The organism is Sphingomonas sp., assembly GCF_039595165.1.
In the GTDB taxonomy this organism is placed as follows: domain Bacteria; phylum Pseudomonadota; class Alphaproteobacteria; order Sphingomonadales; family Sphingomonadaceae; genus Sphingomonas.
The window spans coordinates 1-12,603 of sequence record NZ_JBCNMA010000102.1 but is presented as its reverse complement, the minus strand read 5'-3'; the positions used below and the strand labels follow the sequence as shown (position 1 = coordinate 12,603).

Genomic DNA, 12,603 nt, shown 5'->3' with positions numbered 1-12,603 from the left:
CGCGGATGCGCCCGAAGATCGCATCGCCCAGCGCGCGGTCCTCGACCAAGGCGGCATAGCGCCCGGCGATACCCATGTCGGATTTGGCGAGCACCATCTCCATGTTCGCCAGCGCCGAGGCGAACAGCGGCCACCCCGCCGCCATCTCGCGCAAGAGGCCGCGGTCCTGGAACCCCGACAGCGCCGCGCCGACCCCGTACCAGCCCGGCAGCATCACGCGCGCCTGTGCCCAGCTGAATACCCAGGGGATCGCGCGCAGATCCTCGATCGCGTCGCTCTTCTTGCGGCTTGCCGGGCGGCTGCCGATCTTGAGGCCCGCGATCTCGGCGATCGGGGTCATCTGGCGGAAGAAGGTCCGGAACCCCTCCGTCCCATAGACGAGGTCGCGATAGGCCGTGAACGCCGTCCCCGACAATTCCTCCATCGCGCCCTCGAAGCGCGCTGCGTCGGCTCCGCTCAGCTGCTGCGGCTCGAGGCTGGCGAGCAGCGTCGCCGAGGCCATCGCCTCGAGGTTGGTCTGCGCGCTCTCGCGCGTGCCGTACTTGGCGGCGATCACCTCGCCCTGCTCGGTGATGCGGATACGGCCCTGCACCGTGCCCGCGGGCTGCGCCTGGATCGCCTGGAACGAGGAGCCGCCGCCGCGTCCCACCGCGCCGCCGCGGCCATGGAACAGCTGCATGCCGATCCCCGCTTCCTCGAATACCGGCGTGAGCGCGGTCGAGCCCTTGGACAGGCCCCAGGTCGAGGTGAGATAGCCGCCATCCTTGTTCGAGTCGGAGTAGCCGATCATCACTTCCTGATGTCCGCGCGCCTTGGCGATCGCCGCGACCTCGGGCAGCGCGAACCACGCGCGCATGATCCCGGGCGCGGCCTCGAGATCGCCGATCGTCTCGAACAAAGGCACCGCCATGATATGCGCCTGCGGTTCCTCGCCGGGAATGTAGAGCCCGGCTTCCTTGAGCAGCACATGCACTTCGAGCAGGTCCGAGACCGACTGCGCCATCGACACGATATACTGGCGGATCGCGGCGCGCCCGTAGCGCTCGTGCGCCTGCGCCGCGGCATGGACGATCGCGAGCTCGGATGCGGTCTCCTCGCTATAGCTCGCATAGCGGCTGGTCAGCGGCCGCGGCGAGGCGAGTTCGCGACGCAGCAGTTCGACCCGCGCATCCTCGTCGAGCGCGGCATAGTCGCCCTCGACCCCCGCGACCCTCAGCAGCTCGGCGACCACCCGCTCGTGCACCGCGCTGTTCTGGCGCATGTCGAGCGTGGCGAGATGGAAGCCGAAGATGTCGACCGAGCGGATCAGCCGCCCGAGCGCGCCGCTCGACGCCAGCGTCTCGGCGCCCTGCGCGGCGAGGCCGTGCGCGACGGTGGCGAGGTCGGCGCGGAACGCCGCCGGGTCGGGATAGCGCTCGCCGGTCAGCGCGCCGGGCCGCGGCGCGGACTTGCCGGTGAGGTCGCGATAAGTCGCGGCGAGCCGGGCATAGATGCCCGACAGCGCGCGGCGATAGGGCTCGTCGGCGCGGCTCGCGGCATCGTCGCCGCTGCGCTCGGCCAGCGCCGCGACGTCCGCATCGATCTGCGCATGATGGCTCGAGATCGACAGCTCCGCGCCCAGCGCATGCACCGCGTCGAGATAGTGGCTCAGCACCGTCTCCGCCGAGCGCGACAGCGTCAGGCGCAGCGAGTCCGCGGTGACGAAGGGATTGCCGTCGCGGTCGCCGCCGATCCAGTTGCCCGGGCGCAGGAACGCCGGCACGCGATTGCCCAGCGCGCGGTCCCAGCGCGCATGGAGCGCGGGCAGGGTGGGGAGGAACACGTCGCGCAGATAGGAGAGCGCGGTCTCGACCTCGTCGGCGACATAGAGCCGCTCCTGCCGCAGCACGCGGGTCTGCCACAGCAAGGCGACCTGGCGCACGATCCCCTCGTCGACCAGGTCGCCGTCGGGGGTCTCGGTCACGCCCTGGTCCTTGAGCGCCATCAGCTCGGCGATGCGATTGCGATGGTCGATCATCGACTTGCGCCGCACTTCGGTCGGGTGCGCGGTGAGCACCGGCGCGACCAGCGCATGCTCGAGCAGCTCGGCGATGCGCTCGGGGCCGATGCCATGCTCCTTGAGCCGCGCGATCGCATGCTCGACGTCCGCGCCGGGCTCGGCGGCGATGCCCTGGCGATCCTCGGCGAGGTTGGCGAGCATCGAGAACAGCATGAAGCTGCGCACGAAATCGAGCGTCTCGTCGAGGCTCAAACTGTCGAGCCCGGGATCGATCGAATCCGCCCCCGCGATCCCGCGATGCCGGTCGACCGAGGCCGAGCGAATATATTCGATGCGCCGGAACAGCGCGTCCCCGCCATAGGCGCGGATCACGTCGCCGAGGACGCGGCCGAGATAGCGGATATCGGGATTATTGGTGATCGGAGGAGCGCTGGCCATGCGCGCGTGCTGCACCGCGGCATGACCAGCGTCAACCGTTTCGTTTCTTGCGTTACCTTACCCGCGCACGATCATGTCGCGTGGTCGTCGATCCGCCGGCGGAAGGTTTCGGGGAGCAGCAGAAGCCCGACGATCAGCGTCAGCACCGCGACGCCGATCGGATACCACAGGCCGTAATAGATATCGCCGGTCGCCGCGACCATCGCGAAGGCGATCGTCGGCAGGAACCCGCCGAACCAGCCATTGCCGATATGATAGGGCAGCGACATCGCGGTGTAGCGGATCCGCGTCGGGAAGATCTCGACCAGCAGCGCCGCGATCGGGCCATAGACCGCGGTGACCAGCAGCACGAGCCAGAACAGCAGGGCGACGATCAGCGGCTTGTTCATCGCCGCGGGATCGGCCTTGGCGGGATAGCCCGCCTCGGCCAGCGCCGCCTTTATCTCAGCCTGGCGAGATGGAATGCTGGCCGCATTCGCCCCGGGACCAATGCCTCCCTGCGGACTGGAGATCCTGATCGTCCGTTGCCCGATGACGACCTCCGCCCAGTCGTTCCCCGCGTCCTGAGAGACATAGGGTACACCGGCCTTGGCCAGATAGGCTTTCGCGATATCGCAGGCTGTTCGATCGAACTTGTTCCTGCCGATCGGATCGAACTGGAACGAACAGGCTGCGGGGTTCGCGATCACGGTCACCGGCGCTTTCGCCTGCGCCGCCGCCAGTGCCGGATTGGCCGCGCCGGTCAGCGCGTGGAACACCGGGAAATAGGTCAGCGCCGCCAGCGCGCAGCCGGCCAGGATGATCTTCTTGCGCCCGATCCTGTCGGAGAGCCAGCCGAAGATAACGAAGAACGGCGTGCCGATCACCAGCGCGATCGCGATCAGGATGTTGGCGGTGGCGCCGTCGACCTTGAGCGTCTTCTCGAGGAAGAACAGCGCATAGAATTGCCCCGTATACCAGACCACCGCCTGGCCGGCGACGGCGCCGAGCAGCACGATCAGCACCACGCGCAGGTTGCGCCACGTGCCGAACGCCTCGCTGAACGGCGCCTTGGAGGTCGTGCCCTCCTCCTTCATCTTCTGGTAGACCGGGCTCTCGGCGAGCTGGAGCCGGATCCACAGCGACACGGCGAGCAGCAGGATCGAGACGAGGAAGGGCAGACGCCAGCCCCAGTCGGCGAAGGCGGCCTCGCCGATCGCGGTGCGGATGCCGATCACCACCAGCAATGCCGCGAACAGGCCGAGCGTCGCGGTGGTCTGGATCCAGCTGGTGAACAGCCCGCGCTTCCCCTCGGGGGCGTGCTCGGCGACATAGGTCGCCGCGCCGCCATATTCGCCGCCGAGCGCGAGGCCCTGGACGAGGCGCAGCAGCACCAGGATCACCGGCGCGGCGACGCCGATGCTCGCGTAGCTCGGCAACAGCCCGACCGCGAAGGTGGAGAGGCCCATCAGTCCCATCGTCACGAGGAAGGTGTATTTGCGCCCGACCACGTCGCCCAGGCGTCCGAATACCAATGCCCCGAACGGCCGCACCGCGAACCCGGCGGCGAATGCGCCGAGGGCGAGGATGAACCCGGTGGTCTCGTTCACCCCCGAGAAGAATTTGGCGGAAATGACGGTGGCGAGCAGGCCGTAGAGATAGAAATCATACCATTCGAACACCGTACCGAGCGACGAGGCGACGATCACCTTGCGCTCGTTGCGGCCGGCCACTGCTGGAGCCGTCATGCATTCCCCTCCCCGATTTATGTGATTTAATCGTGGCGCGTTTCGCGGGGCGCGTCGAGCAAGATTTTCTGAGAGGCGCGCGCCGAAAATGCGCCACGGCCGTAGCGTCAGTCGCCGAGCAGCGCCAAGCTCACCTTCGCCGTGCCGCTGCGGTGCATGCCGATCTCGCGCGCGGCGGCGTGGCTGAGGTCGATCACCCGCCCCGCGCGGAACGGGCCGCGGTCGTTGATGCGCACGATCACGCTGCGCCCGGTCGACAGGTTGGTCACGTGCATGCGGCTGCCGAACGGCGCGGTGCGGTGCGCGGCGGTGAGCGCGTCGGGATCGCAGCGTTCGCCGCTTGCGGTGCGGTTGCCGGCGATCTCGCGGCTGAAATAGCTTGCCATGCCGCTGCCGAGATCCGTGCCGGCTTCAGTCTCGTCCGCGGCGACGGCCGGAACCGCGAGCAGCAGCGCGAGCGTGCCGATGAGAAGACCCCGCATCCCCATTCCCCTTTGCGGGCCCGGGTGAAACAACAACGGCGCCGAACGGCAATCCGTTCAGCGCCGCGTTGTTTGGAATCCGCGATCAGACGTCGAGATTGGCGACGCTCAGCGCATTCTCCTGGATGAACTCGCGACGCGGCTCGACCACGTCGCCCATCAGGCGCGTGAAGATCTCGTCGGCGACGTCGGCCTGGTCGATCGCCACCACCAGCATCGAGCGGTTCTGCGGATCGAGCGTGGTTTCCCACAATTGCTCCGCGTTCATCTCGCCCAGCCCCTTGTAGCGCTGGATCGACAGCCCCTTGCGGCCCGAGGCGAGGATCGCGTCGAGCAGCTCGCTCGGCCGTGCGACCAGCGTCTCGCCCTTGGCCGCGACCACGGGCTCCTCATCTTCGCCCTCGGCGGCGGGCGTCGCTTCCTCGGCCTGTGCGGCCTTGACCGACACCAGCTTCGACACCGCCGCATAGCTGTCGGCCTGCTCGGCGGCGAGCGCATGCAGCTTGCGGCCCTCGGCCGAGGCGAGGAACGCCGCCTCGACGATGTGGTGATCGGTCACCCCGCGCCATAGCCGCTCGAAATGGAAGCCGCCTTCCTCGGTGACGCGCGCCGACCAGCGCGCATCCTCGTCGGTCAGGTCGAGCCGCTTGGTCACCGCCGCGAGCCGCTCGCCGCGCTGCGCGCGCGACGCTTCGGGATCGAGCGCGCCGCCCAGCGCCAGCGCCTCGATGATCGACGGATCATAACGGCGCGGGACATAGCGCATCAGCGTCTTCATGCGCCGGGCATGCTCGACCAGCTTGGCGAGATCCTCGCCGAAGCGTGGGCCCTCGCTGGTCTCCAGCCGGTTGCCGCCGACGCCGGCCTCGACAAGGTAATCGTCGAGCGCGGCATCGTCCTTGAGATACACTTCCGACCGCCCCTTGGTTGCCTTGTACAGCGGCGGCTGCGCGATGAAGAGGTGCCCCGCCTCGATGATCTCGGGCATCTGGCGGTAGAAGAAGGTGAGCAACAGCGTGCGGATATGCGCGCCGTCGACGTCGGCGTCGGTCATGATGACGATCTTGTGGTAGCGCAGCTTCTCGAGGTTGAAGTCGTCGCGGCCGATGCCGGTGCCCATCGCCTGGATCAGCGTGCCGATCTCCTTCGAGGACAGCATCCGGTCGAAGCGGGCGCGCTCGACGTTGAGGATCTTGCCGCGCAGGGGCAGGATCGCCTGGAAATGGCGGTCGCGGCCCTGCTTGGCCGATCCGCCGGCCGAGTCACCCTCGACCAGGAACAGCTCGGACTTGGCCGGATCGCGCTCCTGGCAGTCGGCCAGCTTGCCGGGCAGGCTGGCAATATCCATCACGCCCTTGCGCCGGGTCAGCTCGCGCGCCTTCTTCGCGGCCTCGCGCGCGGCGGCGGCGTCGATCACCTTCTGGATGATCGCACGCGCCAGCGCGGGATTCTCCTCCAGCCAGTCGGACATCTTGTCCGCCATCAGCGCTTCGAGCGGCTGGCGGACTTCCGAGCTGACCAGCTTGTCCTTGGTCTGCGAGCTGAACTTGGGATCGGGCAGCTTGACCGAGACGATCGCGGTCAGCCCCTCGCGCATGTCGTCGCCGGTGAGGGTGACCTTCTCCTTCTTCAGCATGCCGCTCTTGTCGGCATAGTTGTTGATCGTCCGGGTCAGCGCCGCGCGGAACGCGGCGAGGTGCGTGCCGCCGTCGCGCTGCGGGATGTTGTTGGTGAAGCAGAGGACGTTCTCGTAATAGGAGTCGTTCCACTCCAGCGCGACGTCGATGCCGATATCGTCGCGCTGCCCGTTGACCGAGATCGGCTCGGGGAACAGCGGCGACTTGTTGCGGTCGAGCCACTTCACGAACGCGGCGATCCCGCCTTCGTAGAAGAATTCGACTTCCTTCACTTCCTCGTGCCGCGCGTCGCGCAGGAACAGCCGCACGCCCGAATTGAGGAACGCCAGCTCGCGATAGCGATGCTCGAGCTTCTCGAAGTCGTATTCCGTCTGGTTCTTGAAGGTGCCCCCGTCGCCCGGAGCCTTCTCGGTCGAGGCGAGGAAGGTCACGCGCGTGCCCTTCTTGCCCTCGGGCGCCGGGCCGATCACCTTGAGCGGCGCGGTGGCGTCGCCATAGGCGAAGCGCATGTAATGCTCCTCGCCGTCGCGCCAGATGTTGAGGTCGAGCCACTCCGACAGCGCGTTGACCACCGACACGCCCACGCCGTGCAGGCCGCCCGACACCTTGTAGGCATTGTCGTCGCTGGTGTTCTCGAACTTACCGCCCGCATGCAGCTGGGTCATGATGACCTCGGCCGCGCTCACGCCTTCTTCCGGGTGGATGCCGGTCGGGATGCCGCGGCCATTGTCCTCGACGCTCACCGATCCGTCGGCGTTGAGCTGGATCACGATCTTGTCGCAATGCCCCGCCAGCGCCTCGTCGATCGCGTTGTCGCTGACCTCGAACACCATGTGGTGCAGGCCCGAACCGTCATCGGTGTCGCCGATATACATGCCGGGCCGCTTGCGCACCGCGTCCAGGCCTTTCAGGACCTTGATGCTCTCGGCGCCGTAGCTGTTGCTGTTCGGGGTGTTTTCGGGGGTGTTCTGATCGTTCGATTCCATGCCCAGCATATAGGGTCGCGAGTCACGAAACGGAAGCAAAATGGGCGGGCGGCGAGGGGTTTCGCCGCCCGCCCGGTTGTGCCGTCAGAACTCGCTGGCGCGGCGCCCCAGCAGCGTCACCTCGACGCGGCGGTTCTGGCGCATGCCCGCGTCGGTCGCGTTGCTCGCCACCGGCTGCCTTTCGCCCAGTCCGCGCACGGTGAAGCGCGCCCGCGTCACGCCCATCGCGTCGAACGCGGCGCGCACCGCATCGGCGCGGCGTAGCGACAGCGCGTCGTTATGCGCATCGGTGCCGCGCGAATCGGTATGGCCCTCGATCGCCACGCGCACGCCGGGATTGGCCTTGAGATAGTCGGCCAGCGCCTCCAGCTTCGCCGCCGCGCCCGGGCGGATGGTCGCGCTGTCGGTGGCGAACAGCACCGAATCCTCCATCCGCATCATCGCGCCGCGCGCGGTGTCGCGAAAGCCATAGGCGCGCATCGCGCCGCGATCCCAGCCGCCGGCGCCCGGACGCCGCCAGCCGCTGTCGCGCGAGTCCCAGTCGAAGCGGTCGCGCCGCGCGCCGGCGATTCCGGCGAAGGCGCGATTGGCGGCTTCCGCCTCACGCACGCTTACCAGCCCATCGCGGTTGCGGTCGAAGTTGCGCATCACGAAGGCGCGCCCGCGCGGGCTGCCGCGCAGCTCGGCGTAGAGCAGCCGCACGCCCGGCCCGGCCAGCCGGTATTCGCGCGTCCCCGGGCGCCCGCCGCTCCAGTCCCAATTCTGCGCCGAAGCCGGCGCGATCATCGCGATGCCGAGCGTGGCGGCGATCAGTGTCTTCTTCTTCATCTCGTCCTCCTCTTGAGGTCCCCAACCGATCCCAGGAGCTAGAACGCGAAGCTTGAACGCCGGATGGCGCCGCCGGAAATCCGCCGTTCAGGGGCGGATTTAATCATTTTTTAACGCAGTTTGGCGACTAGGCGTTAAGCGTAGCTTATCCGCGTGCCGGGGGGCATCCTTATGCGTAGCGTTGTACTCGCCGTCCTTGTCTCGCTCGTCCTGGCGGGTTGTGCCGCCAAGCGCGAAACCGTTGTGGTCAGCGCGTCGCAGGTCGAGATCGTCGACGATGGCGGCGCGGGGCAGGTGATCCGTCCTGCGGACCAGGCGCGGATCGACGCGTTGCCGGCGATCTGGCAGGCCGCATGGGGCAAGTCGCCCGGCCGCGCGCGCACGGCCGAGGGCGCGCTGCTCGAACCGGGTGCCGCGCTCGATCATCCCGAGCTCAGCCCGGGCTCCTATAATTGCCGCCTGATCCGGCTCGGCCGCCGCGCCGGCGCACGCCGCATGCGCAGCTTTCCCACGCATTTCTGCCATGTCGGCACGTCCAACGGCGAGCTCAACTTCACCAAGCAGACCGGCAGCGACCTCCCCGCCGGGCATCTCTACAAGACCGAGAAGCGCTACACCTTCGTCGGCGCGCTGCAGCGCGCGGAGGGCGACAACTCGCTGGTCTACGGCACCGATCAGGCGCGCGACGTGACTGGCGTCGTCGAGCGCGTCGGCCCGTTCCGCTGGCGCATGGTCGTGCCGATGGGCGAGCAGGATCTCGACGTCCTCGAACTGACCCCGGTCCCGGTCGAGCGTCAGGCGAGCAGCTAGGCCGCGGCCACCACGCCGTCGCGCACCGCATAGCGCGTCGCTTCGCCGATTCCCTCGAACAGCGCCGACTCGGTCCCCGTCATCCACACCTGTCCGCGCCCCGCCAGCCGCTCGAACAGCGCCCGCCTGCGGCTCGGGTCGAGATGCGCGGCGACCTCGTCGAGCAGCAGGATCGGCGCGCGGCCGGTGCGGTCGGCGACCAGCTCGGCATGGGCGAGGACGATGCCGAGCAGCAATGCCTTCTGCTCCCCGGTCGAGCAGAGCTGCGCCGGCTGGCCCTTGCCCAGATGCGTGACGGCGAGATCCTGCCGGTGCGGTCCCGCGAGCGTGCGTCCCGCCGCGGCATCGCGCGCGCGTCCCGAACGCAGCGCCTGCGCCAGATCGGCCACCGTCTCGCCCTCCAGCGCCAGCCCGGCGCGCGCGAACGGCCCCTCGGGCTGCTCCCTCAGCCGCGCCGCCAGCGCCTCGACCGCGCCACGCCGCGCTACGTCGATCGCCGCGCCATGCTCGGCCATGCGCGCCTCCAGCGCGGTCAGCCAGTCCGGATCGGCGGGCTCGTCCGCCGCGAGCAGCCGGTTGCGCTCGCGCATCGCCGCCTCGTAGCGCGCGCTGTGATGCGCATGCCCCGGCGCCAGCGCCAATGTCAGCCGGTCGAGGAAGCGCCGCCGCTCGCTCGCTGGCTCGACGAACAGCCGGTCCATCGCCGGGGTCAGCCACAGCACGGTCAGCCATTCGGCGAGGCTCGCCGCCGCCGCCGCGGCGCCGTTGACGCGCACGATGCGCCGCTCGGGCGCCGAAGCCTGCGTCCCCGTGCCGATCTCGACGCCTTCGGCCAGTGTCGCCGCCACCGCGAACCCGCCGCTGCCGCCTTGCCGCGCGATCTCAGGCAGCGGCGCGCGGCGCAGGCCCCTGCCCGGGGCGAGCAGCGACACCGCCTCCAGCACATTGGTCTTCCCCGCGCCATTGTCCCCGGTCAGCACCACGAAATCCGCTCCGGGCGCGAGCGAAGCGGCCGCATGGTTGCGGAAATCGGTGAGGATCAGGCGGGCAAGGGCCATCCGACCGCCTCTAGCGGCGCGGCAGGGGAGGGGGAAGGGCGAGGCGGAGGGGAACATCTCTATCCTCCCCCGCCAGGGGGAGGATTGTTCCAAACCTAGCGCGCGATCCGCCCCACGCGCACCAGTACCCCGTCGGGATCGCTCACCGCGAACTCGTACGTCCCCCAGGGTTTGAGATGCGGCGCACCCGGCTCGATGATCGCCTCGCGCACCCGGTCAGCGACGGCATCGACGTCCTCGACATAAAGGTACAGGCCGAACGGATTGTACGGCGCCTGCAGCTTCGACATGTCCTCGGCGCGCAGGTGCAGGTCCCAGCCCTTGCCGTCGGTCAGGATGCGATAATCGCCGTAATCGCTCTCCAGCGCGAAGCCGAGCCGCTCGTAGAATGCCTGGCTGCGGTCGAGGTCGTGGCACGGCATGATCGCCGCGATACGGTGGTCGGCGCGGGGGTCGGGCATCGTGTCGTCTGCCTTCTTGCCTATATCGCTGTCGCGCGGGCATAAGCCGCGCTCCGAAGACCTCCTAACAGAAAGCACCGATCCCGTGTCCGAGATGTTCCGAATCACGCTGCCCGACGGTTCCGTCCGCGAGGTAGCCCCGGGGACCACCCCGGCGGACATCGCGGCGGCGATCGGTCCGGGCCTCGCCAGGGCCGCGATCGCCGCGCGCGTCGACGGGGAGTTGCGCGACATCACCCGCCCGCTTGAGGGCGACGCCAACTTGGCGCTGGTCACCTCGCGCGACGAGGCCGATGCGCTCGAGCTCGCGCGCCACGACTATGCGCACGTCCTCGCCGAGGCGGTACAGAACCTGTTCCCCGGCACGCAGATCACCTTCGGCCCGGCGACCGACGACGGCTTCTACTACGACTTCGCGCCCAAGGACCGGCCCTTCACCGAGGAGGACCTGCCCGCGATCGAGGAAGCGATGCGCAAGATCATCGCGCAGGATCAGCCGCTGATCCGCGAGGTGTGGAGCCGCGCCGACCTGATCGCGCGCTGGAAGGCGCAGGGCGAGACCTTCAAGGCCGAATGGGCGGCCGAGCTGCCCGAGCATGAGGAGCTGACCGTCTATCGCGCCGGCAAGGGCGACGACGCCTGGCTCGACATGTGCCGCGGCCCGCACCTCGCCTCGACCGGCAAGCTCGATCCCCAGGCGTTCAAGCTGACGCGCGTCTCGGGCGCCTATTGGCGCGGCGACCAGAAGAACGCGATGCTGTCGCGCATCTACGGCACCGGCTGGCTCAACAAGAAGCAGCTCGACGCGCACCTCCACAAGCTCGAGGAAGCGGCCAAGCGCGACCATCGCAAGCTCGGGCAGGAGATGGACTTGTTCCACCTCCAGCAGGAGGCCCATGGCAGCGTCTTCTGGCATCCCAAGGGCTATATGATCTGGCGCGAGCTCGAGGCCTATATGCGCCGTGCGATCGACGCCGCCGGCTATCGCGAGGTCAAGACGCCGCAGGTGATGGACGCGCGCCAGTGGGAGGCGTCCGGCCACTGGGGCAAGTATCGCGAGAACATGTTCGTCATCCCCGATGAAGTGCCCAACGTCGAGGAGGACGGCCCGCTCGTCTCGAACGAGGCCGAGTGGATGGCATTGAAGCCGATGAACTGCCCGGCGCACATCCTGATCTTCAAGCAGGGGATCAAGTCGTACCGCGACCTGCCGCTGCGCTTCTACGAGAATGGCTGCTGCCACCGCAACGAGCCGCATGGCGCGCTCCACGGCCTGATGCGCGTGCGCCAGTTCACCCAGGACGACGCGCACATCTTCTGTCGCGAGGACCAGATCGTCGACGAGGTGAAGGCGTTCTGCGCGCTCGCCGACCGCATCTACAAGGACTTCGGCTTCACCTATTCGATCAAGCTCGCGCTGCGCCCCGACAAGCGCTTCGGCACCGAGGCGATGTGGGACCAGGCCGAAGCCGAGCTGCGCGACGCGGTCGAGAAGGCCGGCCTCGCCACGCCCGAATATGGCTGGGAGGAACTGCCGGGCGAGGGCGCCTTCTATGCCCCCAAGCTCGAATGGCACCTCACCGATGCGATCGGCCGCACCTGGCAGGTCGGCACGATCCAGTCGGACCGCGTGCTGCCCGATCGTCTCGACGCGTCCTATGTCGGCGAGGATGGCGAGCGCCACCGCCCGGTGATGCTGCACCGCGCGATCTTCGGCTCGTACGAGCGCTTCATCGGCATCCTGATCGAGCATTTCGCCGGTCGCCTGCCCGCCTGGCTCGCGCCGGTCCAGGCGGTGGTCGCGACGATCGTCTCCGATGCCGACGACTATGCGAAGGACGCCGTCGCCCAGCTCAAGGCCGCCGGCATCCGCGCCGACAGCGACCTGCGCAACGAGAAGATCAACTACAAGGTGCGCGAGCATTCGCTGGCGAAAGTCCCGCACCTGCTGGTGGTCGGCAAGCGCGAGGCGGAGGAGGGCACCGTCGCCATCCGCACGCTCGGCGTCGAGGGCCAGCGCGTGATTCCGCTCGCCGAGGCGATCGCCTGGCTCAAGGGCGAGGCGACGCCGCCGGACCTTCGGGGATGAGCCTCCACGCCGCCATCGGCCGCCACGGCGTGGGCGAGCGGGTGGCGCGGCACCGGGATGAGTCGGGCTGGACCGGTATGTCGTGATA

General features: G+C 68.6%; 9 protein-coding genes. 2 read left to right on the top strand and 7 right to left on the bottom strand.

Features of this window, described 5'->3' with window-relative positions:
• From ppc to ABDV68_RS14660, 5 genes are all read right to left on the bottom strand, one after another.
• The coding region (ppc, locus tag ABDV68_RS14680; RefSeq protein WP_343520832.1) for a phosphoenolpyruvate carboxylase at positions 1 to 2,437 on the bottom strand (2,437 nt) is incomplete at its 3' end.
• Positions 2,438 to 2,508: 71 nt separating this feature from the next.
• The gene (locus ABDV68_RS14675) at positions 2,509 to 4,164 is read right to left on the bottom strand and encodes an MFS transporter (RefSeq protein WP_343520831.1); all 1,656 of its coding nucleotides are present in this window, start codon (positions 4,162 to 4,164) and stop codon (positions 2,509 to 2,511) included.
• 107 nt (positions 4,165 to 4,271) lie between these two features.
• Positions 4,272 to 4,646 (bottom strand): septal ring lytic transglycosylase RlpA family protein, encoded by a 375-nt coding sequence (locus ABDV68_RS14670; RefSeq protein ID WP_343520830.1) that lies wholly within the window; start codon positions 4,644 to 4,646, stop codon positions 4,272 to 4,274.
• A gap of 85 nt (positions 4,647 to 4,731) precedes the next feature.
• On the bottom strand, positions 4,732 to 7,278 hold the full coding sequence (gene gyrB, locus ABDV68_RS14665; RefSeq protein WP_343520829.1) for a DNA topoisomerase (ATP-hydrolyzing) subunit B: 2,547 nt from the start codon (positions 7,276 to 7,278) through the stop codon (positions 4,732 to 4,734).
• Positions 7,279 to 7,353: 75 nt separating this feature from the next.
• Entirely contained in the window at positions 7,354 to 8,097 is a 744-nt protein-coding gene (locus tag ABDV68_RS14660) for an OmpA family protein (protein WP_343520828.1), read from the bottom strand.
• 171 nt (positions 8,098 to 8,268) lie between these two features.
• Here ABDV68_RS14660 and ABDV68_RS14655 point away from each other — a divergent pair, with 171 nt between their 5' ends.
• On the top strand, positions 8,269 to 8,907 hold the full coding sequence (locus tag ABDV68_RS14655) for a DUF4893 domain-containing protein (RefSeq protein WP_343520826.1): 639 nt from the start codon (positions 8,269 to 8,271) through the stop codon (positions 8,905 to 8,907).
• Here the strand turns inward: ABDV68_RS14655 and recF are convergent.
• Positions 8,904 to 9,965, bottom strand: a complete 1,062-nt coding sequence (gene recF / locus ABDV68_RS14650) for a DNA replication/repair protein RecF (RefSeq protein WP_343520824.1) — start codon at positions 9,963 to 9,965, stop codon at positions 8,904 to 8,906. The genes ABDV68_RS14655 and recF overlap by 4 nt on opposite strands.
• 95 nt (positions 9,966 to 10,060) lie before the next feature.
• Positions 10,061 to 10,426, bottom strand: a complete 366-nt coding sequence (locus ABDV68_RS14645) for a VOC family protein (RefSeq protein WP_343520823.1) — start codon at positions 10,424 to 10,426, stop codon at positions 10,061 to 10,063.
• A gap of 85 nt (positions 10,427 to 10,511) precedes the next feature.
• On the opposite strand from ABDV68_RS14645, the gene thrS reads away from it, so the two are divergent.
• A complete protein-coding gene (gene thrS, locus ABDV68_RS14640; RefSeq protein ID WP_343520821.1) occupies positions 10,512 to 12,515 on the top strand; it encodes a threonine--tRNA ligase in 2,004 nt (667 codons plus the stop codon).
• Positions 12,516 to 12,603: the final 88 nt, after the last annotated feature.

Coding starts and splice junctions, on each gene's coding strand:
- ABDV68_RS14645 (WP_343520823.1), bottom strand. CDS start 10,426: ATGCCCGACCCCCGCGCCGACCACCGTATCGCGGCGATCATGCCGTGC.
- ABDV68_RS14660 (WP_343520828.1), bottom strand. CDS start 8,097: ATGAAGAAGAAGACACTGATCGCCGCCACGCTCGGCATCGCGATGATC.
- ABDV68_RS14670 (WP_343520830.1), bottom strand. CDS start 4,646: ATGCGGGGTCTTCTCATCGGCACGCTCGCGCTGCTGCTCGCGGTTCCG.
- recF (WP_343520824.1), bottom strand. CDS start 9,965: ATGGCCCTTGCCCGCCTGATCCTCACCGATTTCCGCAACCATGCGGCC.
- gyrB (WP_343520829.1), bottom strand. CDS start 7,278: ATGCTGGGCATGGAATCGAACGATCAGAACACCCCCGAAAACACCCCG.
- ABDV68_RS14655 (WP_343520826.1), top strand. CDS start 8,269: ATGCGTAGCGTTGTACTCGCCGTCCTTGTCTCGCTCGTCCTGGCGGGT.
- ABDV68_RS14675 (WP_343520831.1), bottom strand. CDS start 4,164: ATGACGGCTCCAGCAGTGGCCGGCCGCAACGAGCGCAAGGTGATCGTC.